Source organism: Maribacter sp., from assembly GCF_039974175.1.
Taxonomy (GTDB): Bacteria; Bacteroidota; Bacteroidia; order Flavobacteriales; family Flavobacteriaceae; genus Maribacter_C.
Genome location: NZ_JBDWJN010000010.1, coordinates 1,167,572 through 1,192,822 on the forward strand (window position 1 = coordinate 1,167,572; position 25,251 = coordinate 1,192,822).

Annotated in this window: 25 protein-coding genes; 14 read left to right on the forward strand and 11 right to left on the reverse strand. The window is 38.5% G+C overall.

Annotated features, from left to right (window positions below; translation table 11 throughout):
- Window positions 1-3 precede the first annotated feature (3 nt).
- Both fahA and ABJN95_RS14315 read left to right on the forward strand, forming a co-directional pair.
- Window positions 4-1,290, forward strand: a complete 1,287-nt coding sequence (fahA, locus tag ABJN95_RS14310; protein ID WP_348371164.1) for a fumarylacetoacetase — start codon at window positions 4-6, stop codon at window positions 1,288-1,290.
- Window positions 1,291-1,409: 119 nt separating this feature from the next.
- On the forward strand, window positions 1,410-2,597 hold the full coding sequence (locus ABJN95_RS14315) for a hypothetical protein (protein ID WP_348371166.1): 1,188 nt from the start codon (window positions 1,410-1,412) through the stop codon (window positions 2,595-2,597).
- A gap of 60 nt (window positions 2,598-2,657) precedes the next feature.
- On the opposite strand, the gene ytxJ is transcribed toward ABJN95_RS14315, so the two are convergent.
- A complete protein-coding gene (gene ytxJ / locus ABJN95_RS14320; protein WP_348371167.1) occupies window positions 2,658-3,053 on the reverse strand; it encodes a bacillithiol system redox-active protein YtxJ in 396 nt (131 codons plus the stop codon).
- A 163-nt stretch (window positions 3,054-3,216) separates the two neighbouring features.
- On the opposite strand from ytxJ, the gene clpB reads away from it, so the two are divergent.
- Window positions 3,217-5,817, forward strand: coding sequence for an ATP-dependent chaperone ClpB (gene clpB / locus ABJN95_RS14325; protein ID WP_348371169.1), 2,601 nt, complete (start codon window positions 3,217-3,219; stop codon window positions 5,815-5,817).
- A gap of 121 nt (window positions 5,818-5,938) precedes the next feature.
- Entirely contained in the window at window positions 5,939-6,532 is a 594-nt protein-coding gene (locus ABJN95_RS14330; protein WP_348371171.1) for a TetR/AcrR family transcriptional regulator, read from the forward strand.
- Window positions 6,533-6,602: 70 nt separating this feature from the next.
- Here ABJN95_RS14330 and ABJN95_RS14335 read toward each other — a convergent pair whose 3' ends face one another.
- The gene (locus tag ABJN95_RS14335; RefSeq protein ID WP_348371173.1) at window positions 6,603-8,528 is read right to left on the reverse strand and encodes a PorP/SprF family type IX secretion system membrane protein; all 1,926 of its coding nucleotides are present in this window, start codon (window positions 8,526-8,528) and stop codon (window positions 6,603-6,605) included.
- Between the two features lie 96 nt (window positions 8,529-8,624).
- On the opposite strand from ABJN95_RS14335, the gene ABJN95_RS14340 reads away from it, so the two are divergent.
- Window positions 8,625-9,173: a phosphoglycerate mutase family protein gene (locus ABJN95_RS14340; protein ID WP_348371174.1), complete on the forward strand. Its 549-nt coding sequence runs from the start codon at window positions 8,625-8,627 to the stop codon at window positions 9,171-9,173.
- On the opposite strand, the gene ABJN95_RS14345 is transcribed toward ABJN95_RS14340, so the two are convergent.
- Window positions 9,151-9,906: a DUF6503 family protein gene (locus ABJN95_RS14345; RefSeq protein WP_348371176.1), complete on the reverse strand. Its 756-nt coding sequence runs from the start codon at window positions 9,904-9,906 to the stop codon at window positions 9,151-9,153. The two genes, ABJN95_RS14340 and ABJN95_RS14345, sit on opposite strands and share 23 nt — an antisense overlap.
- A gap of 113 nt (window positions 9,907-10,019) precedes the next feature.
- On the opposite strand from ABJN95_RS14345, the gene smpB reads away from it, so the two are divergent.
- On the forward strand, window positions 10,020-10,481 hold the full coding sequence (gene smpB, locus ABJN95_RS14350) for an SsrA-binding protein SmpB (RefSeq protein ID WP_348371749.1): 462 nt from the start codon (window positions 10,020-10,022) through the stop codon (window positions 10,479-10,481).
- A gap of 2 nt (window positions 10,482-10,483) precedes the next feature.
- On the opposite strand, the gene ABJN95_RS14355 is transcribed toward smpB, so the two are convergent.
- Together ABJN95_RS14355 and ABJN95_RS14360 are read right to left on the reverse strand one after the other, a co-directional pair.
- On the reverse strand, window positions 10,484-11,125 hold the full coding sequence (locus tag ABJN95_RS14355) for a protein-L-isoaspartate(D-aspartate) O-methyltransferase (protein WP_348371177.1): 642 nt from the start codon (window positions 11,123-11,125) through the stop codon (window positions 10,484-10,486).
- A 148-nt stretch (window positions 11,126-11,273) separates the two neighbouring features.
- Window positions 11,274-11,780: a nuclear transport factor 2 family protein gene (locus tag ABJN95_RS14360; RefSeq protein WP_348371179.1), complete on the reverse strand. Its 507-nt coding sequence runs from the start codon at window positions 11,778-11,780 to the stop codon at window positions 11,274-11,276.
- 123 nt (window positions 11,781-11,903) lie between these two features.
- Between ABJN95_RS14360 and ABJN95_RS14365 the strand changes: the two genes are divergently transcribed.
- The 8 genes from ABJN95_RS14365 to ABJN95_RS14400 all read left to right on the forward strand — a co-directional run bounded on the left by ABJN95_RS14365 (window position 11,904) and on the right by ABJN95_RS14400 (window position 19,427).
- Window positions 11,904-12,869 (forward strand): Gfo/Idh/MocA family oxidoreductase, encoded by a 966-nt coding sequence (locus ABJN95_RS14365; RefSeq protein WP_348371180.1) that lies wholly within the window; start codon window positions 11,904-11,906, stop codon window positions 12,867-12,869.
- Between the two features lie 74 nt (window positions 12,870-12,943).
- Complete coding sequence (locus tag ABJN95_RS14370) at window positions 12,944-13,831, forward strand: 3-hydroxybutyryl-CoA dehydrogenase (RefSeq protein WP_348371183.1); 888 nt, start codon at window positions 12,944-12,946, stop codon at window positions 13,829-13,831.
- Window positions 13,832-15,067, forward strand: a complete 1,236-nt coding sequence (locus tag ABJN95_RS14375; protein WP_348371185.1) for a DUF1015 domain-containing protein — start codon at window positions 13,832-13,834, stop codon at window positions 15,065-15,067.
- A 36-nt stretch (window positions 15,068-15,103) separates the two neighbouring features.
- On the forward strand, window positions 15,104-15,763 hold the full coding sequence (locus tag ABJN95_RS14380; protein ID WP_348371186.1) for a YggS family pyridoxal phosphate-dependent enzyme: 660 nt from the start codon (window positions 15,104-15,106) through the stop codon (window positions 15,761-15,763).
- Between the two features lie 36 nt (window positions 15,764-15,799).
- Entirely contained in the window at window positions 15,800-17,167 is a 1,368-nt protein-coding gene (locus ABJN95_RS14385; protein WP_348371188.1) for an exonuclease domain-containing protein, read from the forward strand.
- 10 nt (window positions 17,168-17,177) lie between these two features.
- Window positions 17,178-18,011 (forward strand): ion transporter, encoded by an 834-nt coding sequence (locus ABJN95_RS14390; protein WP_348371190.1) that lies wholly within the window; start codon window positions 17,178-17,180, stop codon window positions 18,009-18,011.
- Window positions 18,011-18,925, forward strand: a complete 915-nt coding sequence (miaA, locus tag ABJN95_RS14395; protein WP_348371192.1) for a tRNA (adenosine(37)-N6)-dimethylallyltransferase MiaA — start codon at window positions 18,011-18,013, stop codon at window positions 18,923-18,925. The genes ABJN95_RS14390 and miaA overlap by 1 nt, the downstream gene beginning before the upstream one ends.
- Complete coding sequence (locus tag ABJN95_RS14400; RefSeq protein ID WP_348371193.1) at window positions 18,903-19,427, forward strand: gluconokinase; 525 nt, start codon at window positions 18,903-18,905, stop codon at window positions 19,425-19,427. Before miaA ends, ABJN95_RS14400 begins: the two co-directional genes overlap by 23 nt.
- A gap of 35 nt (window positions 19,428-19,462) precedes the next feature.
- On the opposite strand, the gene ABJN95_RS14405 is transcribed toward ABJN95_RS14400, so the two are convergent.
- The 6 genes from ABJN95_RS14405 to ABJN95_RS14430 all read right to left on the reverse strand — a co-directional run bounded on the left by ABJN95_RS14405 (window position 19,463) and on the right by ABJN95_RS14430 (window position 25,249).
- Entirely contained in the window at window positions 19,463-20,176 is a 714-nt protein-coding gene (locus ABJN95_RS14405; RefSeq protein WP_348371195.1) for a response regulator transcription factor, read from the reverse strand.
- Window positions 20,177-20,182: 6 nt separating this feature from the next.
- Window positions 20,183-21,760, reverse strand: coding sequence for a HAMP domain-containing sensor histidine kinase (locus ABJN95_RS14410; RefSeq protein WP_348371197.1), 1,578 nt, complete (start codon window positions 21,758-21,760; stop codon window positions 20,183-20,185).
- A gap of 66 nt (window positions 21,761-21,826) precedes the next feature.
- Complete coding sequence (coaE, locus tag ABJN95_RS14415) at window positions 21,827-22,426, reverse strand: dephospho-CoA kinase (protein ID WP_348371199.1); 600 nt, start codon at window positions 22,424-22,426, stop codon at window positions 21,827-21,829.
- On the reverse strand, window positions 22,423-23,382 hold the full coding sequence (locus ABJN95_RS14420) for a CdaR family protein (protein WP_348371201.1): 960 nt from the start codon (window positions 23,380-23,382) through the stop codon (window positions 22,423-22,425). The genes coaE and ABJN95_RS14420 overlap by 4 nt, the downstream gene beginning before the upstream one ends.
- A gap of 12 nt (window positions 23,383-23,394) precedes the next feature.
- Entirely contained in the window at window positions 23,395-24,393 is a 999-nt protein-coding gene (locus ABJN95_RS14425; protein ID WP_348371203.1) for a glycosyltransferase, read from the reverse strand.
- Window positions 24,394-24,439: 46 nt separating this feature from the next.
- Entirely contained in the window at window positions 24,440-25,249 is an 810-nt protein-coding gene (locus tag ABJN95_RS14430; protein ID WP_348371205.1) for an SDR family oxidoreductase, read from the reverse strand.
- Window positions 25,250-25,251: the final 2 nt, after the last annotated feature.

Consider the following 25,251-nt stretch of genomic DNA (forward strand, 5'->3'; position numbering starts at 1 on the left):
CGTATGCCTGTAAATACAAATAATCCGAATAAAAAAACATGGCTAGCAGTAGCTGAAAACTCAGATTTTCCTATTCAAAATATCCCCTTTGGTGTTTTCTTAACAAGAGACGATATTGTAACCATAGGTACACGAATTGGCGACTACGCTATTGATCTTGGCGCACTACACCAACTGGGTTATTTCCAAGGCATTCCACTTACCGAGGATATATTTCTACAAGATAGCTTGAACGACTTCATTTCTGACGGAAAGAAAACTTGGCGTGCTGTGCGCAATCGTATTAGCGAAATCTTTGATAGCGAAAATCTTGCTCTTCAAAATAATGAAGAGCATAAAAAGGTCGTTTTATTTTCCATTGATGAAATTGAAATGCAACTTCCTGTTCAAATTGGTGACTATACCGATTTTTATTCGAGCAGAGAACATGCGACCAATGTAGGTACCATGTTTCGCGACCCAGAAAACGCCCTTATGCCCAATTGGTTGCATATACCCGTTGGATATCATGGAAGAAGTTCAACCATAATACCAAGCGGCACGGCCATAAGAAGACCTTCGGGGCAAACGCTTCCTAAAGGGGCCGAGAAACCAGTTTTTGGCCCATCAAGATTAGTAGATTTTGAACTGGAAATGGCTTTTATTACTACCGATGCCAATGTTCTGGGAGAGCCAATTCCTATCGAACAAGCTGAAGATTATATTTTTGGAATGGTGCTTTTCAACGATTGGAGTGCCAGAGATATTCAAAAATGGGAATACGTACCCTTGGGTCCCTTTTTAGCCAAGAATTTTGCCTCCTCCATTTCTCCGTGGATTGTTACCATAGATGCTTTAGAACCTTTTAGAGTAGACAGCCCTCTTCAAGATCCCAAACCATTTCCGTATTTGCTACAAACAGGAAAACACAGTTTTGATATACATCTTGAGGTAGCTATACAACCTGAAAATGACGAACCGACTACGATTACCAAATCAAATTTCAAATACATGTATTGGACTATGGCGCAGCAATTGGCACATCATACTATAAATGGTTGTGTTGTGAATAGCGGAGATATGATGGGAAGTGGAACCATATCGGGCCCCACCCCTGATTCCTATGGCTCAATGTTAGAACTTTCCTGGCAGGGCACAAAACCGGTACCCCTAAATAATGGTCAAACCCGAAAATTTATTGAAGACAACGATACCGTTATTTTAACGGGTTATTGTGAAAACAACGGAATGCACATCGGTTTCGGAGAAGTGACTACCAAGCTACTTCCGGCCTTTCAATTTGAAAAATAATTTAGGGCTACTACTGTATTTTACCGAAGCTATACGATAGTTTATCGTTTTGCGTTATCAACCTGAGCCTTTTTGGCATGGCTGTTGAATTGTTAACTGCAAATCTTAAATCTATCGTTATGAAAAAAATTACACTCTTCGTACCTGTTTTGGTAGTACTGATGGCCTGCGGGGGCGTAAAACAAACCCAGAAAGCCGTCAATTCAGGTGATTATCAGAACGCTATAAACAAAGCCTTGCATAATTTAGCCGAAAACAAAACAAAAAAAGGACATCAACCCTATATTTTGCTTTTGGAAGACGCCTTTAAGAAAAATACCGAGCGTGAATTAAAGCATATCGCTTTCTTAGAAAAAGATGGTAACGAAGCAAGCTATGAAGACATCTATAAAGGCTATGTCAGGCTTCGTGATATTCAAGAACGAATAAGACCCTTATTGCCGCTTCGAATTATCGAAGAAAACAGGGATGCTGAATTTTCTTTTAGCAATTATGAAAACGATATTATTGATTATAAGGAGGATCTATCAGAATACCTATTCGATAATGCTGAACATTTGTTGACTAACGCCGTAAGTAAACAAGATTTCAGAAAGGCCTATAACGACTTTGTGTATTTGGAAGAAATTAACCCAGGATTCGAGGACACAAGACAGAAAATAGAAGAGGCTCATGCTAAAGGAATTGATTATGTCGAAGTTAAGATGTTGAATAACTCCAATCAGATTATTCCAAGTAGATTATCAGAAGAACTTTTGAATTTCAACACCTTCGGTTTGGATGACCTTTGGACGAAATACCATAACAACCCATTGCCTAATATCAAATATGACTATGGCATGCAAGTATCATTTGACCAAATAGATATTTCACCAGAACAGTTGAGTGAAAAAGAAATTATTAAAGAGAAGCAAATCAAAGATGGTTACAAGTATGCCGTTGATACCAATGGTAATGTTGTAAAAGACAGTCTGGGCAATAAGATTAAGATTGACAAATTCAAAACCGTGCGATGTAGGTTTAACCAATTCACACAATTTAAGTCTGCACGAGTTGCCGGAAACGTAATTTATATGGATTTAAACACCAAACAACAGTTAAATTCGTATCCGCTGACAAGCGAGTTCGTATTCGAGCATATCTATGCCAATAGTAATGGAGATAAAAGAGCTTTGGATACTGATTTAATTCAAATATTAGATCGGGTTTCGGTTCCCTTTCCAAGCAATGAACAAATGGTATACGATGCCGGTGAGGACTTAAAAGCCCGCATAAAATCGATAGTTGGCAGGCATCGGTTTAATTAGAATTTAAGCGACAAGTTTAAACGTCTTTGTAGTAGTCATTCACTATGCAAAGGCGTTTTTTTATATATACTGCTGTAAATTCACTTCGGTGATGGCACCGTGCGAAGCATGTGCAATGGTAGATCCATTCTTAATTACCAATAACTGGGGTGATTGATGTATCACCTGAAATTTATAGCCTACCTCATTAGATACTTCTCGGTAACGGTGTAAATCGAGATAATACAAATCGGCTTGATTTTCTGACAAATCATAACCGCTTTTAAACATATTGATAACCATTCTACTAATGCCGCAAGTAGTGGAATGCTTGAAGATAAACTGTGGTTTGGAAAGCGATTTTTCTACTATCTCTTCCAGTTGTTCAATCGAGTACAAGGCAATCCATGGAATAGCTTTTTCTTCCTTTTTATCCTTATTTCCTTTGCCGCCAAACAGGCTGTTAAAAACCCCCATAGTTTTAAATTATAATAGGTAAGTCGTATCTCATTAAAATACTTACAACTGCCGAAATGTCTTGTATTTATTGAAATTACACGACATTTTGTCGTAAGTATTCAGTTGGTAAGGTTGTTGACTTAAAGGAAGTAAAAGTAAACATTCCCAAAAATATACAGAGATGAATATTAATAATTATACTATAAAATCACAGGAAGCCCTACAGCAAGCGCAACTGCTTGCACAATCAATGGGGCATCAACAGATTGAGGGTGAGCATCTGTTCAAGGCTATTGTAGAAGTTGATGAAAATGTGCTTCCATTTATACTGAAAAAACTCAACATCAATGTTAGTCTTCTCAAACAGATACTTGAAAAGGAACTCGAAAATTTTCCAAAGGTTTCAGGTGGCGAACTTATGCTTTCGCGTGAAGCAAACAAAGCATTGAATGAAGCCAGCATAGTGGCAAAGAAAATGGAGGATGAGTACGTATCAATAGAACACCTAATACTTGGAATTTTCAAATCAAAAAGCAAAATCGCCCAAATTCTTAAAGATCAAGGTGCAACTGAAAAAGATTTAACAGCAGCCATCGAAGAATTGCGCAAAGGCGGAAAAGTAACCTCTCAGAGCGTGGAAGAAACCTATAATGCCCTAGATAAATACGCTAATAATCTAAATGCCCTTGCCGATAGTGGAAAATTAGACCCTGTAATCGGTAGGGATGAAGAGATTCGTCGTATTCTACAAATTCTGTCACGAAGAACAAAAAACAATCCCATTTTAGTTGGCGAACCTGGCACTGGTAAAACGGCAATAGCAGAAGGTTTAGCGCATCGTATCATACAAGGTGATGTTCCAGAAAATTTAAAGGACAAAATAATTTATTCGCTAGACATGGGCGCCTTGATTGCCGGAGCCAAATACAAGGGTGAGTTCGAGGAACGCTTAAAATCTGTAATCAAAGAGGTAACTTCCTCAGATGGAGATATCGTTCTTTTTATTGATGAAATACACACATTGGTTGGCGCAGGCGGTGGTCAAGGAGCTATGGATGCCGCAAACATTCTAAAACCAGCCTTAGCTCGTGGTGAGCTCAGGGCTATTGGAGCAACCACCCTAGATGAGTACCAAAAATACTTTGAACAAGACAAAGCCTTAGAACGAAGGTTTCAAAAGGTAACGGTAAACGAGCCTGATACTGAAAGTGCAATTTCAATTCTCAGAGGAATAAAAGAAAAATACGAAGCGCATCACAAGGTCAGGATCAAGGACGAAGCTGTAATTGCCGCAGTAGAACTTTCGCAGCGGTATATCACCAGCCGTTTCTTACCTGATAAAGCCATTGATTTAATGGACGAAGCAGCTTCAAAACTACGCATGGAAATCAACTCAAAACCTGAAGAATTAGACGTGCTAGATCGCAAGATAATGCAATTGGAAATTGAGATAGAAGCTATCAAGCGGGAGGATGACAAAGCAAAGCTCAAATCACTTAATCTCGACCTGGCAAATCTAAAAGAAGAACGCAACGAGATTTTTGCGAAGTGGGAAAGTGAAAAAACCGTTGTCGACAACATCCAAAAAACAAAACAAGACATTGAAAATTATAAACAAGAAGCTGAACGTGCAGAACGCAATGGTGATTACGGTCAAGTCGCTGAGATCCGATATGGAAAAATCAAAAATGCACAAGAAGATTTAGAGCGTTTACAACGAGAGTTGCAGGAACAACAAAGTGTAGGCACCCTTATTAAAGAAGAAGTAACCAACGAAGATATCGCAGAGGTTGTTGCCAAATGGACGGGGATTCCTGTAACTAAAATGCTACAGAGCGAACGTGAAAAGTTATTGCAATTGGAAAACGTTTTACACAAAAGAGTGGTAGGGCAAGAGGAAGCTATCGCAGCCGTTTCAGACGCCATTAGAAGAAGCAGAGCAGGCTTGCAAGACACTAAAAAACCCATAGGTTCCTTTCTTTTCTTAGGCACCACAGGGGTTGGTAAAACAGAATTGGCCAAAACGCTGGCCTCGTATCTTTTTGATGACGAAAATGCAATAACCAGAATTGATATGAGTGAATATCAAGAAAGTCATTCGGTTAGTCGTTTGGTAGGAGCACCTCCAGGATACGTAGGGTATGATGAAGGCGGGCAGCTTACTGAAGCCGTTCGACGTCGCCCCTACTCTGTTGTGTTGCTTGACGAAATCGAAAAGGCACATCCCGATACTTTTAATGTGCTGCTTCAGGTTCTTGATGAAGGAAGGCTAACAGACAACAAGGGTAGGGTTGCCGATTTCAAAAATGCTATCATTATCATGACCAGCAACATTGGTAGTCATATTATTCAAGAGAAATTCGAAAGTATTTCAGATATAGATACAGCAACAGAAGGCGCTCGAGTAGAAGTTTTAGGTTTATTGAGAAAATCAGTTCGTCCTGAGTTTTTAAACCGAATTGATGACATAATCATGTTTACGCCCTTAAACAAAGAGCACATTACTAAAATTGTAAGGCTACAGTTAGATCAATTGAAAAAAATGGTAGCCCAGCAAAATATTACGATAGACGCTACTGATGAAGCAATTGCACATCTGGCACAAAGAGGGTACGATCCGCAGTATGGGGCAAGACCTATCAAACGTGTCATTCAAAAAGAGGTGCTTAACAATTTGTCAAAAGAAATATTAGGTGGAACTATCAAAACAGATAGTATCGTTTTAATAGATTCTTTTGACGATAAATTGGTCTTTAGAAATCAAAATGAATTGGTGAAATAAAATAGTTTGACTAACTTCAAAGCATCCTTGAGTCAGAAATGATACAAGGATGCTTTTTTGTAAAAATATATACCATACAGTATATAGTTTTTTTATATTCGTGTAAAATTGCCTACATCATATGTCAACCAAAGCTGAAAGAACTACCGCCTATATTATTGAAACGGTTGCACCTGTTTTCAATAAACATGGTTATGTTGGCACAAGTATGAGTGATCTAACAGAAGCCACCGGACTCACGAAAGGGGCACTTTATGGCAATTTTGAAAATAAGGAAGCTTTGGCACTTTCTGCTTTTCAATATAATAGCAATAAGTTGTTAGAAAAGATAGATGAGAAACTAAGCGACGGACGTACTTCTTTGGACAAAATATTTGTTTTAACGGCTTTTTACCGCAACTATGATGTCTTTACAATGGATATGGGCGGTTGCCCTATTTTAAACGTTGGTGTAGATGCCCAGCATAACAATCCATTGCTAAGTGCAGCGGCAAAAGAAACCATCAAAACCATTGAAGGTAAAATTGCGTTGGTTTTCGAAAATGGTGTGAATTCTGGAGAGCTACGACTACCGGTAACCCCACTTCAATTCGCCAAACAGTTATACACTATGCTGCAGGGTGCTGTAGCGATGGCCACTATGACCGGCGATCGAAAATATTTGATAAATACCGTGGCCTATTTAGAGCAGTTAGTGAGGCGAGAACTTAAATAATACTGTTATCAAATTTCAAGAAATAAAAAGAGGCCGATCGGCCTCTTTTCTTATACCCATCAAGATAGGCTTACTGACCTACTACCCTAAAGATCCATGTTTTACCGGCATACTTTCCATTGAAGTTGCTATCTCTTGCTTGTCGCGCCTCCCGTATGGTATTATAGCGTTCTAGATAGGCATAATTGTATTTATTCAAGCTTCGATAGAACGATTTTGGTTGAAGCCCCTTATTGGTCAGCTCGCTCATGAAAGCATCAAAATACTTTTTAGTACCAAACACATTCGCTATTAAATAGTAGCCCGGTTCCAAACTGCCTTCTGTAGCTACTTCTTCATATTTTTCACCTGCCTCGGGTTTCACTATTTCAGGTGCTACTTGCTCGGCTTTTTCCGCTTCCGCTATGGCCTCAGCCTCCTCAGCTGCTTTCTTTACGGCCAGCTCTTTTGCTTCATTGGCCCTTAAAATTGAGTCTTGTCGTTGTTGTTCTTTTAACTTAAGTTCCGCAGCAACCGCCGCTGCTTTTCTAGCCGCATTGATGGAGTCTAGTTTTCTTTGTTGTTCTATTCGCTGTGCTTCCGCAGCAGCTTCTGCATCTTTCGCTTTTAGGCGCTCCTGTTCTTGCTGCTCTTTTAGCTTTTCCGCGGCTGCAAGTTCGGCTGCTTTCTTTGCCTCATCAGCTGCAAGCTGCGCTGTTTTTTCAGCTACCTTGGCCTGTGCTTCTTCCTGCTTTTTCAATACGTCTAGAGCCTCTTTTTCTTTCTTGACATCAGCAATTGAATCCTTACGTCGCTGCTTATCAATCGCTTTCTGCTCAGCAGCTAACCTTCGCGCTTCTTTTCTAGATTCTTTAGTTTCCTTAGCCTCATCATTGACTTCCTCTGTCGCAACAGGTTCTTCTTTAGACTGCTCTTCATCCGTCGTTGGTTTATCGGCCTCCTCGGTTTCGATTAACTGCTCTTCTTCCTGATTGGCCAGCTTCTCGGCTTTCTCAAGTTCTTCCTGTATCTCCTCATTCGTAAGTTCTTCCTCCTTCGCCAGCATCTGTGTAGGTTCATCTAGAATACCACTAGCCACCAAAGGTCTTCGGTCTTTAGGTTTGCCTAGAAAATAAGAAGCCAATAATTCAAAAGAAGGGTCTTTGGAATTCAAAGAACCGCTTGTTCCAAATTCAACTAGAGCCCCTACTGAAAAGCGATTGAAAAATGTTCCCCCAGCTCCCACGGAAATTCCATAGAAGTTATTGTAACCAGATTGAACCCAATACTTAGTGGTACTAAAAAGTACATTCATACCAATCTGATTTTCTTGCTCAGGAATAGTCCTTAAATATATGGAAGGGCGTACATATGCTGTAGAATCGGAAGCCATAACGGGGAAATCGTAGGACGCCATTCCCATAAAAATCTTATCCGAAGTGGCAGTATTACTTGCCTTATCAGTGAAATTGTAATCAAATAAATTTTCTGAAGCCAAGCTTAAAGAAAAATTCTCCACTTGCAGATTAAACCCGGGCGCAACTTGTAAAATAAAGTCATCAGTGGGGGTTGACTGCGGAATACCAGGTATAGGATTTACGGGAAAACGAGTATCTGCCAATTCTTGCATAAATCCAAACACATTGGCTCCTAGCGAAAGTTTAATAAGACGGTTGAATTCGATTTGATACGCGTAGTTCAGCGCCCCTCCCGTATTAAAATATATTCCAGTATTGTGTTGAAAGAAACCAATACCCGCGGCCGAATTTTTATTCAAACTTCGAGTGTAGTTCAAAAATAATGTAGTTGGGTCGGCATCTACATTTTGCCACTGCCATCTAGTCCAAAAAGCAACAGACTGCGGGTTGTTTCTATCAAGCGAAAATGAGGCATTAAAAAGACTAGCATTATACTGATTCAAGGTGTGCTGCCGCAAATCTGCTGGAAGCGATGGTTCTTGTGCTTGACCCACAAAAAAAAGTAAAAAAAGGGTTGCTAGCGTAGCTGGTTTGAACATATGCAAAAAAACAAAAAACCTCTAGTTTAACATACTATTTTGCGGTAATTTTAGTTAAAATAGAAGAAAAGTTTTCAACAATTCGACCATCTACCTATGAGACAACTAAAAGTAGTACTAATTTCATTTATCATTTTGAATATTCTAGGTTGCAAAGAGGACCCTCAAGTAATTGTAGCCAAACCTATAGATACTGGAGTTTCTACCTTTTATTTTATTCGCCACGCGGAAAAAGACCGAAGTGACTCAGAGAATTCCGACCCAGAATTGACACAAAGAGGTCTGGGCAGGGCAATGCATTGGGCTGAAATTCTAAGAGATGTCGAACTTGACGCGATTTACAGTACCGACTACAACAGAACTTCAATGACCGCAGCTCCAACCTCAGTCAAACAAGATGTCGATGTAGAATACTACGACCCCAGAATAATTGACTATGAGCAGTTTAAAGCCGATAACTTAAATCGTACAGTTTTAGTTGTAGGTCACAGCAATACGACCCCAGAGTTTGTCAACAACATTATCGGAGAGCAAAAATACGCTGCAATGTCTGACGACGACAACGGCAGCCTTTTTATTGTTGAGATGGCAAACGGGGCAATTAGCTCAAAACGATTGCACATCAGTTGTAATTGTCCTGACTAACACGAACATTCTTTAATTCAATTTTTGAAAGCAACTCTAGACTGTTGGTATTAAACAATTTATCGACCTCCAAGACCGAGACGTTCTCATCAATAGGTTTCATGTTTTTATAGTCAACAAACCGTATACCGTTTACGTATCTTTCGTTGTAAGCTTCTCTAAAGCGCATACCGCCTCCATTCACATGAAAGTCATAAGCTAAGTAGTCAGCTTTGAATGTACTCTTATTGAAAAAGTATACATAGGTATCATCAAAATCATCACCTCCTCCATCTTGATCGAATGTTACCATGATTTTGTAATACGACTTGCCCTTGACCTCAGTTGTACCCAAAAATTCTTTTCGTACTGCCGGATCGTTCAATCCGTACGGGAGTTTGGCAAAATAATGTACTGAATTAACTGAATTTCCGTATTTGGTGGCCAAAGAATCATGAAGGACTACTAGACTGTCATTTTCGAAACGTTCAAATCCTAAAGGAGAAATCATATCCAATACATTGATAGTATCGTTTTTTTGAATTCTCTTCAGTGTTTTTCGCTTTCCCATCATTTCAGAGATATAATCTCTTCCCCGAAAACTAAAAGCTATTGTACTGCTCTCGTACAAATCAGCGCCTCCACTAGCCTGAATGCTCTTATCGACAATTTCTTGTGCCGTAAGGCCTTTTTTAACTTGGTCTTTGCAAGCAAAAGCAATTATGGTGAGTGCTATGAATATGGATTTCTTCATTGAAGGTTTGTTGCTGTTCTTCGCGATGATTGTGGGAACAATTTTAGTATCAGTACGCAAAAATGCATTATTCTTACAGAAGATAGTAGCCAAACTGCTATTTTTGCGTTGTGATTCAGAAAAACATCAATATTAAAAATAAAAAGGCCCGCTTTGAGTATGAACTACTTGACAAGTTTACCGCGGGTATTGTCTTGGGAGGAACTGAAATCAAATCTATTCGCGAAAGTAAAGCTTCAATCTCAGAAAGTTTCTGTGAATTTAATGATAGAGGAGAATTATTTATTGTCAATATGCAAATTGATGAATATTCGCACGCTTCGCATTACAATCACAAGCCCAAGGCGGAGCGCAAATTGCTATTGCACAAACAAGAGTTAAAAAAATTGCAGAAAGAGGTGAATACTTCTGGGTTAACTATTGTTCCTTTGAATCTATTTTTAAACGAAAAAGGGTTGGCCAAAATCAACATCGCTTTGGCAAAAGGTAAAAAACTTTACGATAAGCGTGAAACACTGAAAGATCGTGATAACAAACGCGACTTGGATCGAATTAAAAAAAGTTTTAACAACTAATGCTAATTTTTGTCCTCCAATAAAGGCACGAAACGAAAAGAACCAAATTCTTTCTTTTCAAATTCAGTGGAAGATTTACGTATAAAAAGGGTCATTACTTGTTCATCAAGCCCCACAGGAATAACCAACCTACCTCCTATTTTCAATTGTGACATCAATGCTTTTGGTACTTCTGGAGCACCCGCAGTAACAATGATTCCGTCAAAGGGAGCCTCTTCTGGCAAACCCTTATAACCGTCACCAAAAATTGTTTTTTTGGGGCGATAGCCTAATTTTTTGAGAAAGATGTTTGTTTTCTTAAATAGTTCCAATTGTCTTTCAATGGAGTACACTTTGGCTTTTAATTTTAAGAGTACTGCGGTTTGATAGCCACTTCCGGTACCTATTTCAAGTATTTTTTGATTCGGCTTTACAGCGAGTAACTGCGATTGAAATGCTACGGTATAAGGTTGTGAAATCGTTTGATCAGCACCTATAGGGAAAGCCTTGTCTTGATAGGCATGAGCCTCAAAACTACTGTCCATAAATAAATGCCTAGGTATGGCACGTATAGCATTCAAAACCACAGTATCGGTAATGCCTTTGCTAATCAGCACTTCAGCCAGTTTATTTCGCATTCCACGATGTTTGAGGGTATCTTGCAAGGGTTTGATTTTGGTGACACGAAGGTAGAATCTATATTGACAAAATACAAATGTTCAAGCTCAACTTGGGTATCTAAATTCGCCGAGACGTAATGGAAATAGCACAGCGAGCGGAAAAGAGGATTTCGGGTGTATTTAAAATCAAAAGCTATTCAAAACGAAGGGGCTGCTGTTTTTCAAAATCTTTTGCAGTAATGGTGTCTCCGTTTATGGTACTGGTATCCCAGTCTTGTGTAATTTTCCATCTGTCACCTACCTTTTTTAAGACGATATGAAATTGTCCGTAAATTGTATTTCTACCCTCAGCGTTAATTAGCCGCATTCTATAAAAGCCCACTTCATACGAAACATGCGTATTGGTATATCTGCTATCAAACCAAAAATCTAATTGAATCTTGGTCTGACTATTACGGTTGTCTTCGAATCGTTTCAGATTGGCTTCCTTAAAACGATTTTCAGTATCGATACCATTTGGCGTTACCCGTAACACCTGTTTGGCGTACAATGCGTTCAGCGCTGGCCCATTGAGCGTTTCAAAGGCCATTTTGAAGGGCTTCCAAAGGTTTTTATTGATTTCCTCTTGAATCGCTTTATCATCTTGCGTGAATGCATACGTACAGCAAAACAACAAAACAAATAGACTAAACTTGCGCATATTTTATGTCAGTTATGTTTCGACAATCTTACGTAAAAATTTCCAAACTATTTGCGCTTCTTATTCCCTTTCACCACAAACTAATTGAACAAATCTCCCTATTTTTGGCTAAAAATTAAACCTATGCTCAAAGTTGGTGTTTTGGGAGCCGGACATTTAGGGAAAATCCACTTGCGTCTTCTCAATGAATCCGAAAAGTATGAACTGGTTGGCTTTTACGATCCTGATGTTATTAATGCTAAAAGAGTAGCTGAGGAATTGGGGTACTCCTATTTTGAGAATATCAATGCACTCATTGATGCAGTTGATGTTGTCGACATTGTAACTCCTACCCTATCGCATTTCGATTGTGCAAAAAAGGCCATGAAAAAAGGGAAGCATATTTTTATCGAAAAACCCATCACGAACACATTGGAAGAAGCAGAAGTACTGCTTTCACTTGAGTCAGAGTATAATGTAAAAGGTCAAGTAGGGCATGTAGAGCGTTTCAACCCGGCGTTCACTGCCGTGAAAGATAAAATCCAAAATCCGATGTTTATAGAAACGCATCGTTTGGCAGAATTTAATCCGAGAGGAACTGATGTGCCGGTAGTTTTAGACTTAATGATTCACGATATAGATGCAATTCTAAGTGTGGTGAACTCTGAGGTTAACTCTGTAAACGCCAGCGGAGTTGCTGTGATTAGTAATTCACCAGATATTGCCAATGCGCGGATCGAATTTGAAAGCGGTTGTGTAGCGAATTTGACTGCTAGTAGAATATCGCTAAAAAACATGCGGAAATCGCGGTTTTTTCAAAAAGACGCCTATATCTCGGTAGATTTTCTAGACAAGAAAGTTGAAGTGGTAAAAATGAAAGATGCGCCAGATAAACCTGGAGATTTTGATATGATTCTTCAAAATGCTGAAGGATTAAAAAAGCAAATCTATTTTGAGAACCCTGATATTAAAACCAACAACGCCATTGCCGACGAGTTGGAGACTTTCGCAGATGCAATTCGTAATGATTCTACTCCGGTAGTTAGTTTAAAACAGGGCACCCAAGCTTTAAAAGTAGCTTTACAGATTATTGCTTGTTTTGAGAAGTAATTGAAGAAATAAATTTCCGCCCTAAATATCGCAGTTGAAGATGTAGGACGAGAATGATAGTAAATATTTTATCTATGAAAAAAATAGCGGTTATAGGTGCTGGGACCATGGGAAACGGAATTGCCCATGTTTTCGCACAAAACGGTTATCAGGTGAATCTTATCGATATCTCTCAAACCTCTTTGGAAAAAGGTTTGGCAACTATCGCCAAAAACCTAGACCGTATGATTACCAAGGAAAAGATTTCAGAGAATGACAAAAAAGACACTTTACTACATATCGCTACCTTTGATTCTATCGACAAAGGTGTGGCGAGCGCAGATTTGGTAATTGAAGCCGCCACTGAAAATCTAGACTTAAAATTGAAAATTTTCCAAGAGCTGGATGAAGTTTGTTCAGATAGCGCCATTCTGGCAACCAATACCTCATCGATTTCCATTACGCAAATTGCTGCCGTAACCACTCGACCTGAAAAGGTAATTGGAATGCATTTTATGAATCCGGTGCCCATTATGAAATTGGTTGAAGTCATAAGAGGTTACAGTACTTCAGATGAAACCACGACCAGCATCATGGAACTGTCCACCAAATTGGGTAAAACACCCACTGAGGTTAATGATTATCCTGGGTTTGTGGCGAATAGGATTCTAATGCCTATGATCAATGAAGCCATTGAAACCTTATACAATGCTGTTGCCGGTGTTCACGAAATCGATACGGTAATGAAATTAGGAATGGCCCACCCCATGGGTCCACTACAATTGGCAGACTTTATAGGACTAGACGTTTGTTTGTCGATTCTTAATGTGATGTATGATGGTTTCAAAAAACCAAAGTACGCGCCTTGCCCTCTTCTTGTTAACATGGTTAGGGCCGGTAAATTGGGAGTTAAATCGGGAGAAGGATTCTACGATTATTCCGAATCGAGGAAAGCAGAAACCGTTGCCAAACAATTTAGCTAAATGGCAGTTATTAAACCATTTAAAGCCATCAGACCTACTGAAGACAAGGTTGGTTTCGTGGCCTCGCGCTCCTACCAAGAGTATTCCCGTAGAGAATTAAATGCAGTATTGGACTTCAATCCCTTTTCGTTTTTGCACATTATCAATCCTGGATATAAATATGCCAAAAACGTTTCGGGACAAGAACGATTCAAGTTGGTACATAATCGATATCTCGAATTTTTAGAGGACAACATATTTCTTAAAGATGCGCAAGATTCCTTATATCTGTATCAGATGCGAAAAGGGAGTACAACATTTACAGGGCTTTTCTGTGGCACCAGCGTTAAGGAATATCGCGATGATCACATAAAGAAACACGAGAATACTTTACAACGCAGGGAGGAACTTTTTGCCAATTATTTGGAAACCGTAAAATTCAATGCAGAACCCGTTTTAATGACGTATGCCGACGATACAACTATAGCGGGAATTCTAAAAAAGACAATGCAGTCTGAATCGGAGTATCTTTTTACAACCAGAGATAAGATCACACATCAGTTATGGACCATTTCGGATTCGAAAACTATAACAGCCCTTCAAAAAGCGTTTCAAAAGGTTGATTCATTATACATTGCTGATGGTCATCATAGAAGTGCTTCGTCGAATTTATTGGCGATGAAGGCCGAAAAGAAAAATCCCAATCATACTGGGAAAGAACCTTATAATTATTTTATGAGCTATTTGCTCCCAGAATCTGAAATTCGCATTTACGAATTCAATCGTATGGTGAAAGATTTAAACCAATTAAGCAAGGAGGAGTTTCTAATACGATTAGATGAGTTCTATCGTATTGAAAATCAAGGTAACATTGGGTATAAGCCCAGCAAAAAACATCATTTTAGCATGTATCTTGACGGGGAATTCTATTCACTATACCTTCGCAAAAAAGTATACCAGTTCACCGACGCATTGAGCGAATTGGATACCCAAATATTATTTAAAACCATCTTAGAACCCATTTTGGGCATTCGCGATTTACGAAAAGATAAACGCATTCAATATGGCTATGGTAAGCACAATGTCATCAAAATGAAAGATGAAATAGACAAAGGAAAATTCGCCGTAGGATTTAGCTTAGTGCCCATAACAATTTCTGAGATAAAAGCCATAGCAGATGCGGGTTTGGTCATGCCCCCGAAAAGCACTTATATAGAACCAAAATTGCGCAGTGGCTTGACGATATATGAATTGTAAACTGCATACAGCTTAAAATATAATAAAATACATTTCATGTCGATAGGAGAAAAATTAACTGAAGTAAAAAAAACAATTCCCGAAGGAGTTACTTTAGTAGCGGTTTCAAAAACGAAGTCGGTTTCTGATATTAAGGAAGCATTTAAAGCCGGACAACGTATTTTTGGTGAGAACAAGGTTCAGGAAATGACCCAAAAAAGGGAGCTTATGCCCAAAGAAATCCAATGGCATATGATTGGTCATGTACAAAGCAACAAAGTCAAGTATATGGCTGAATATGTATCTTTAATTCATGGGGTGGATTCCTTCAAATTGCTCAAGGAAATTGACAAACAAGCCAAAAAGCACAATCGCATTATCAACTGTTTGTTGCAAATTCATATCGCCGAGGAGGATACCAAATTTGGTTTGAGCGAAAGTGAGTTAAATCAAATTATAGCTTCCGACGACTTCCAGGAATTGAAAAACATTAAGATTGAAGGTGTAATGGGAATGGCAACTTTCACTGACGATACAGCACAAATTCGAAGGGAGTTCAAGCAGTTGAAATCGATCTATGATGCTCTCGAAAATAAAATAGCGAACCTCAGTACCCTATCTATGGGTATGAGCGGTGACTACCAAATCGCTATCGAAGAAGGCAGTACTATGGTACGCATAGGAAGTAGTATCTTTGGAGCGAGAAATTATCACTAAGACCCTGTTGGTCTAGAAAACATCTGAATACCCTACATGTACGCAGTACTTGATATTGAAACTACCGGTGGAAAATACAATGAGGAAGGCATAACTGAAATTGCAATCCATAAATATGATGGCCACCAAGTGGTCGATAAGTTTATCTCCCTCATCAATCCTGAGAAAGCTATTCAACCATTTGTTGTTAATCTCACGGGTATCAACAACAAGATGTTGCGAACAGCACCGAAATTTCATGAAGTTGCCAAACGTATTGTTGAAATTACCGAAGGTACTATACTTATTGCCCATAATGCACAATTCGACTATCGCATACTACGAACGGAATTCAGAAGATTGGGTTACAATTTTGAGCGTAAAACCCTCTGTACGGTAGAATTATCGCAAAGACTGTTGCCAGATGCAGAATCATACAGCCTAGGCAAATTGGTCCGTTCACTGGGTATCGCCGTAAGTGACCGTCATCGCGCCAATGGTGACGCTCTGGCCACTTTAAAACTCTTCAAATTACTGCTGAACAAAGATCTTAATAAGTCAATTATTAAAACTGTGGTGAGGGCAGAGACCCTAGGAGAATTATCAACGCGTCAATTAGATATTGTCGATGCATTACCCTCCGAAATGGGTGTTTATTATATGCACAATAAAGATGGTGAGATTATTTTCTTGGGAAAAAGTAGTAATATCAAAAAAAGAATAAATCAGCACTTTACCAAAAGTGGGGATAGCGCAAGAAAATTACAAAAGGAAACCAAAAAAGTAACTTACGAAAAAACGGGGAGTGAGCTAGTCGCCCTCCTAAAAGAAAATGAAGAGTTAAAAAGAAATAGACCAAAATTCAATAAAAAGGGTAGACCAAAATTATTTTCGCACGGTTTGTACCAAACAGCTTCAGAAGATGGATACATTCAGTTGTTTATTGCTGCCATAAACGCCAAGGGAAGTACAGGTTTAATCACCACATTCAGTAGTCATATTAGTGCAAAAAAACTACTCCAAAAAATCAATATTGATTTTGATCTCTGTGATAAATTTAACGGAATATCGGAATCAAAAGATCATTGCCTTAAATCTGGGAAGGGCGATTGCAAAGAGGCTTGCACTAAAAAGCAAGAAGCTAGCGCGTATAATGAAAGAGTTATGGAGGCGATACAAACGATATCGCTAGCAAACAAAAGCTGTATTCTCACCGATAGAGGCCGTGAAGTTGGAGAATATAGTGCTATTCTCATTGAAAAGGGAGAATTCAAAGGCATGGGTTTTTATAATTTGAATCATCAAATAAATAATATTCATATCTTAGAATCGATAATAACCCCCATGAAAAGTGATGCCAACACCACCCATATCATAGAATCATACCTAAGAAAGCGACGAGTGAAGAAGATAATCGAACTCTAAAGCGAAAACTTTGAAGAGCGCAAAACCAAACCAGGGCTGGAAAAGTAAGCTACATGAAATTATTTATGAGGCTGACACTCCTATGGGAAAATGGTTCGACATTGTCCTTTTCATCTTAATTATCGCAAGTGTAATCTTGGTAATGTTAGAAAGTGTAAAGGAAATTGACGCCGAATACCATCAAATACTACTAAGCTTAGAATGGGCAGTGACTATTTTCTTTACCATAGAATATATCGCGAGGATCGTAAGTATAAAAAAGCCATTCAAATACATTTTTAGCCTATATGGAATTATCGATTTTGTTTCTACAATTCCGCTCTACATTTCCTACATTTTTGCAGGTTCACAGGTTTTATTAGCCGTACGCGCGCTTCGGTTATTACGTGTTTTCAGAATCTTAAAATTGGTACAGTTTCTTGGCGAAGCTTCACAGCTCACAAAAGCTCTGAAAGCCAGTCGGGCGAAAATAGCGGTGTTTATTTACGCTGTTCTCATCTTGTCAGTGATTATGGGAACGATTATGTATCTCATTGAAGATGATAGTGCTGGTTTCACTAGTATACCAAGAAGTATTTACTGGGCCATTGTCACCCTAACGACTGTTGGCTATGGTGATATCGCACCACAAACCAGCTTAGGTCAATTGATCGCCACTATAGTAATGATTTTGGGTTATGGCATAATTGCCGTACCCACTGGCATTGTTACTACGGAGTTTGCCAAGCAAGGTAATACCAAAAAAGATCAAATACACCTAAATACACTATGTTGTTCGGCATGTTCTGTTGAAGGACATCGCGATGATGCTACGCATTGTTTTAATTGTGGAAATGAGTTGTAATGAAAAAAACACTCATTTCGGTTGTTGGCGCTACAGCCATAGGAAAAACCAGCTTGGCAATTGCCTTGGCGCAACACTTCAAAACGGAGATTCTTGCGGCCGATTCGCGTCAGTTTTATAAGGAAATGTCAATTGGAACTGCGGTTCCGTCTGAAGAAGAACTTCAAAGTATTCCTCATCATTTCATTCAGCACAAAAGCGTTCAAGAATCCTATTCCGTGGGAGACTTCGAAAAAGATGCCTTGCATTTACTAGAAACGCTTTTTGAAAGTAAAAGTGTAGTAATACTCGTTGGCGGCAGTGGATTGTACATTGATGCAGTAACGCAAGGCCTAGATGACTTTCCAAAAATAGATCCTGAAATACGAAAAAGGTTGAATGCGCAATTGCGTGAACATGGCATTCTTAAACTGCAAGAACGACTTAGTAAATTAGACCCTAACTACTATGAACAGGTAGATTTGGACAACCCTCACCGCTTGATTCGCGCCTTGGAAGTCTGTCTGGGTTCTGGTCAGCCTTACTCCTCTTTTATCAACAAAAAAAAACCGAAAAGACCTTTTCAGGTTGTCACTATTGGCATAAGCGCGAATCGAGAAATCATTTATGAACGGATTAATCGTAGAGTGGATATGATGTTAGAAAAGGGACTTCTTGATGAGGCCAAATCTGTTTACAGATTCAAAGAACTCAATGCGCTACAAACTGTGGGTTACAAAGAACTTTTCAAATACCTTGATGGTGAATGGGAACTCGATTTTGCCATTGCGGAAATCAAAAAGAACACGCGTAGATTTGCCAAGCGCCAATTGACTTGGTTCAAAAAAAATGAAAATACCATTTGGGTCGATGTTGAAGATGAAGCTTCTGCAATCGCCCAAAAAGTAGCAAATGCAATACATACAAATGAATAAAGCGCCTATTTTTTATGTAATGGGAGTTTCTGGCTGCGGCAAGAGCACAATTGGGAAACTACTGGCAGAGGAATTCAATATTCCATTTTTCGATGGAGACGATTATCACCCTGACAAAAATGTACAAAAGATGGCGGCAGGAACTCCGTTAAATGATCATGATCGCCAAGGTTGGCTTCAAAGATTGAATGCGCTGTCTATAGCATATAAAAAAAAGGGAGCGGTTATAGCATGTTCCGCCCTAAAACAGGCCTACAGAGAAATCCTTAGCCAAGACATGGCAAACCATATAGAATTTGTTTACTTAAAAGGAAGTTTGGAAGAAATATCGGCACGATTAAATCAACGAAAAAATCACTTTATGCCCGCGGCACTACTCAAGTCACAGTTTGCTACCTTAGAAGCCCCGAAGAATTGCATAACTGTTTGCATAAAAAATACCCCAGATATAATAGTATCTGAGGTAATTGAGAAATATCAAAACAAAAAACGCTCAAGTTAACAGAAGAAGCGTTTCTATGACTTTATACTTTACCGCTATTCGGTTTCGGTTTTCACTACCAACCTAAATCCTTCACCATGAATATTCAAAATTTCAACAGTAGGGTCTACCTTTAAGTATTTTCGGAGTTTAGCAATATAGACATCCATACTTCTTGAAGTGAAGTAGTTATCATCTCTCCAAATCTTTGTAAGCGCTAATTCTCGAGGCATCAAATCATTTTCATGCAAGGCCAAAAGGCGCAACAACTCATTCTCTTTTGGAGAAAGTTTAATGGCATCAGTATCCTTGTACTTTAAGAAACGAAGTTTTGAATTCAAATGGAAGCCACCAATCTGAAATTCAAATTTTCTACTGTCAGCCAACGTATTGGAAGCCTTTCTTTGAAGAATTGCTTTCAATTTCATCAACAGTACCTCAGAATCGAAAGGTTTATTTAAGTAATCATCGGCACCTGCCTTATATCCTTTCAATACATCTTCTTTCATCGTCTTCGCTGTTAGAAAAACGATAGGAACGTTTTCATTTTTCTCACGAATTTCTTTAGCCAAGGTAAATCCATCTTTGTACGGCATCATGACGTCAAGAATACAAATATCATAATTGTCCTTCTTGAATTTCTCAAAACCCTCCATGCCATTCTTCGCCAAGGTCACATCAAAATCGTTCATTGACAAATAATCCTTCAGTACGATACCAAAGTTTGGGTCATCCTCAACTAAAAGAATTTTCTTGTTTATCGCTTCCATAAAAATTTAAATTAAAGGCAATTTAATGTAGAAAGTACTTCCTTTTCCTTTTTCACTTTCTGCATAAACTTCACCTTGATGATCGTCTATTATTTTTTTTACGTAGGAGAGCCCTAAGCCATGCCCCTTTACGTTGTGTATGTTACCCGTGTGTTCACGGTAAAATTTTTCAAAAACTTTTTTTAGAACCGCCTTGCTCATGCCGGCACCTTGGTCCTGTACTTTGATTATAATATTATTCTTAACTAGCTCGGTGAACACATCTATTTTGGGCGGTTCTACAGAATACTTGACAGCATTGTCTAATATATTTACAATCACATTGGTAAAATGCATTTCATTAGCCAACACCTCACTTCTACTCGCATCTAAATGAGTTTCTATATACCCTCCCCGATCCGCTACTATAAGCGCTACATGGGCTATTGCGTCTTGAACTATGTCGTGAACATCTACCCTATCCTTACTAATATCAAGCTGGTTTTTCTCAAGCTTTGAGATGCGCAAAACATTCTCAACCTGTGCATGCATTCGCTTGTTTTCATCTCGAATCATCTGCAAATAGCGACTTACTTTTTCTTTGTCCTCAATTATTTTAGGGTTTCGAATCGCTTCTACTGCCAAGTTTATCGTAGCAATCGGAGTCTTAAACTCATGCGTCATATTATTGATGAAATCAGATTTAATTTCTGAAATCTGTTTTTGCCTAATCAATTGATAAATAGCGCCCGAATAAGAAGCCACAATAACCAATGTAAAGAGTAGCGATAATACCGCCAATCCAAGAATCGAGCTAATCAAAAATCTTTTCTTCTTAGGGAAAGAAATTAAAAGCGAAAAATTGGTATTCCCTTCACTATCAACAAAAATTGGTGCTTCATAAAACGTATTCGCTTTATACTTAAATCGTTTTGATTTTACTTTTGTTGGCAAACCATTGCTATACACTCCATATTCATATTCGGTATCAACACTTCTGTTTTTTAGTTCACGACTCAGTAAAAGTTCGATTTCTTGCTTAGAAACCCTCTGGTGAATTGGAACTTTTTTAGCAAATTCACTAAAAATATCCTCATATTGAGCTTTCTCAATGGCACTTAAACCGCCAATTTTTTGGAGCTTTTGAATTGGAGTCAATCGATATTCCTTGCCATCTAATCCAAATTCTTCCTTTAAAACAGTGGTTGTCCGCTTGCTGGTGTAACTCTTAATCGTAGTTGTATCACTACTGTTAGTATCAAAGAACGTATAGGGGATATTGTAGTCTTCTTCTAAAATGCCGTGCTCATACAATCGCAGCTCATTTGAGTCAAAGTCTCGATAGCCAAACATAATATTGGTGTAATTGGCATCCTTCAACTCACCAATGCTATCCTTCTGATTTAGATAGCGATCCGAATAATCCTTCCGCTCCCTTCCTTCTATCTTATCGGTAACTCTATTTAAAACCTCTACAACGGCATTGGAAAATTGTTCTTCTTTGTCTTCAACCGACTTTTTTATCCAATAAAATTGGACGAAAATTATTCCAATTAGTGAGAGGCTCATTAAGATTACCAAAAGAATAAACAATCTTTTATTCATCTCAAGGCTAATTTAAAGATTATACTTCGGGCAAATTACGGCTTTAACCAAACCTTAACAAAAATGTTAAAAAATCGCGGAACTCTCCTTATAATCAAGGAGAGCCTTATGCACCTCTCCAACTTTTTTTTGAGTTTTTTTTAGATCAACGTTCTCGATAACGAAGTGGGAAAAGGGAATTTTTTGATCATCTTTCAATTGATTCTTTATACGGCTTTCAACTTGATAATCAGCTATACTATCTCGTTGCGATACCCTTTGTATTCGTTGGGACTCCGGAGCAACAACCAAAATAATTTTATCATAAAATGCCTGTGCTTTGTTTTCAAAAATAAGTGCGGTTTCTTGAATCACGTAGGGAGCTTCCTGCTTTTTTTTCCATTTTAAAAAATGAGTACGAACTGCAGGATGTACAATTGAATTTAAATTTTGAAGTAACTTTTCGCTATTGAAGATTTTATCAGAAATGTAGGTTTTGTTTAACTTTTTACCAGTATAGGCATTTTCACCTAGGAGCTCAATAATTGCTTTTTTCACCTTCTTTGATGTTCTCATTAATTTACGCGCCTCTTGGTCAGAATTATAGACGGGTACGCCCAAGTCCTTAAAAAAATGTGCTACTGTGGTTTTACCACTTCCAATTCCTCCAGTCAATCCTACTATCATTGCTCTCGCTTTAGAATAAATTCTACCTGGGTTTCCTGTAAAATAGCACTCGACAGTTTTTCTGGTTGTTTGATAATTCCCAATGCGATTCTTTTCGATCTACTATTCCTTATTTTACTAAAATCTGCTACTACCTCAAAATCTGAAGTAGTTAAGTTCTTTAACGTATTAATAGTACCCTTACAAAGAATGTTTACCTTATCGGGTAACAATTGTATTGAGGTTCCAGAAGGAAGGTTTAACACTTTGACATCAACAGTCATTATTTTTTCAGAAAACCTAGAAACTTTTCCAGCAATGGTTATCGATGTTGCAGAAAAAGAAGTGCTGTGCAAGTCATTCGGAATGTCTAGAGATACCTTACGAGAAAAATCAGATGTTAAATCAGTCAAACTAATCTTTGAAGACCTAACGTTGGTTATAGTGTCTACCTCATTTCTTGGGCCTTTCACCCTTATGGTAGCAGGTGTAATTTCGAGTTTCCCATCTAACAAATAATTCTTAGCCAAATTGATGTGTATAAGGGGTTTAACAGGGACTTCCTTCGATATCACCTCTTGAAAATCAAAAAACAAAGTATCTTTTTGAATATCGATCAATCGCATTGAATTTGGAAGCTGCTTCTCAATTTGGGCGGTATAGTTTTGATGTGGTAAATAGTATTGGCGGCCGTCTTTGGCCACGTCTGACAAATCAATGGCTATATTTTTCTTTTTGAAACTAAATCCTAAAAACTGAAAGCCGACAGCTTCTAATTTTACATTAATCTTATCATGAGAAGCACTTACAAGCATTAGATCATCGCCGGCATTTGCATAGCTGAGTCCAAATGCGGTATTACTAATGTAGGATTCTGATAAATTGCTTATAAACCAAGCCGAAGTTGAGCAAAATAAGAATATCAGAAATACCTTTACTTTGCGCTTTTTTAAGCTGTTTTTGATCTTTTGTATCACGAGTAGGCATTTTTAAAAGAATACGTTTGGGAAAAGTTCTTGAGGCTTCTTTCTCGTGAAGTTAAGAAGAACAGTTGATTTTAAAAAACCCAATCCATATCCAACAAATTGTATTTGTACCGCAAGTACGGCCCACAATGCAATTACAAGGCTTTTTGTCTTGAATATAGCATCAATAAAAACAAGAAGGTAATAAATTACATACAGTAGCAAAAAAGCTGAAACTCCCATGATGGCTAAAATTGATGCTACAACAAAACCAATACAAAAAACGCTGGGAAACCAATAGGTTAGCTTAGCTGTTTGGGGATGCCAAATGTTCAAAATAGGCCGTACCATTCCAAATTTATGTACTTGAGCATAGAATTTACTCCAATCAATACGGCGTTTGTGATAGACAAAAGCATCTGGAATCAAACGAGTTTCATAACCTTTATTCCACAAACGAAAGGTCAAATCAGGGTCTTCTCCTGGGTGAATATTACCAAAGCCTTTTGTATTTTCAAACGCTTCTTTTGAAATACCCATATTGAAACTTCGTGGCTGAAATTTGTCAATCGAATTTTTCCCTCCTCGTATTCCACCTGTACTCAATACCGATGTCATAGCATAGTTAATAGCTTTCTGGATCAGGCTGAACGTCTCATGGGCATTATCGGGTCCACCAAAGCAATGCACATAGTCTTGCTGTAGGGCTTTGTAGACAATTTGGAGATAGTCTGGTGGTAAAATACAGTCAGAGTCTAAAACAATAAAATAATTACCTAGCGCCTGTCGCATTCCGAAATTACGTGAATCTCCAGGACCAGTATTATTTTTCTTGTAGTAGGAAATGGATAATTCGTTTTGAAACTGCTGCACTATTTCTTCGGAAGATTCAGTGGAACCATCTTCAACAATAACTACTTCAAAAGGAATTTGACTGGTTTGCGCTTGTAAACTCTGGAGCAACTCTCTAATCTCATTAGGCCTGTTATAAACAGGAACAATAAAAGAAAAGGAAAGCTCCATACGTATTCGTTTGAAAAATCAAAAAAGAATGTACCGTTGGTGATAACTATTCGAACTGCTCAATCACTTCTTGACTCACCCCAGTATTTGAAAAGCCGCCATCATGAAATAGATTTTGCATGGTCACTTTTCTTGTAAGGTCTGAAAACAAAGAAACCGTATAATCGGCGCAATCTTGAGCCGAAGCATTTCCAAGAGGCGACATTTTTTCTGCATAGCTAATGAATCCATCAAAACCTTTTACGCCAGACCCAGCCGTAGTTGCTGTTGGAGACTGCGAGATGGTGTTTACTCTCACTTTCTTTTCCTTCCCGAAGAAATACCCAAAACTACGCGCCACAGATTCCAAATAGGCTTTGTTATCAGCCATATCATTGTAATCAGGAAAAGTACGTTGCGCGGCCATGTATGTTAGCGCGACAATGCTGCCCCATTCATTCATGGCATCTGCTTTATATAGACTTTGCATCACCCTATGAAATGAAAGTGCTGAAATATCCCATCCCTTTGTAGTAAAATCATAATGTTCATCGGTATAATGACGTCCTTTTCTAACATTTATAGACATACCAATTGAATGCAGTACAAAATCTAACTTTCCACCAAGGATCTCTACAGACTTGCTTACCAAGTTCTCCAAATCTTCTTGACTTGTGGCATCAGCAGGAATAACTTCGGAACCAGTTTGTTCGGCCAAAACTTTGATTTGCCCCATACGCATTGCGACGGGAGCATTTGTCAGCACAAAAGTACCACCTTCGGCATGTACCCTTTCGGCAGTTTTCCAAGCGATGGAATTCTCATCTAAAGCTCCAAAAATGATTCCCCTTTTTCCCTTTAATAAATTATAAGACATGT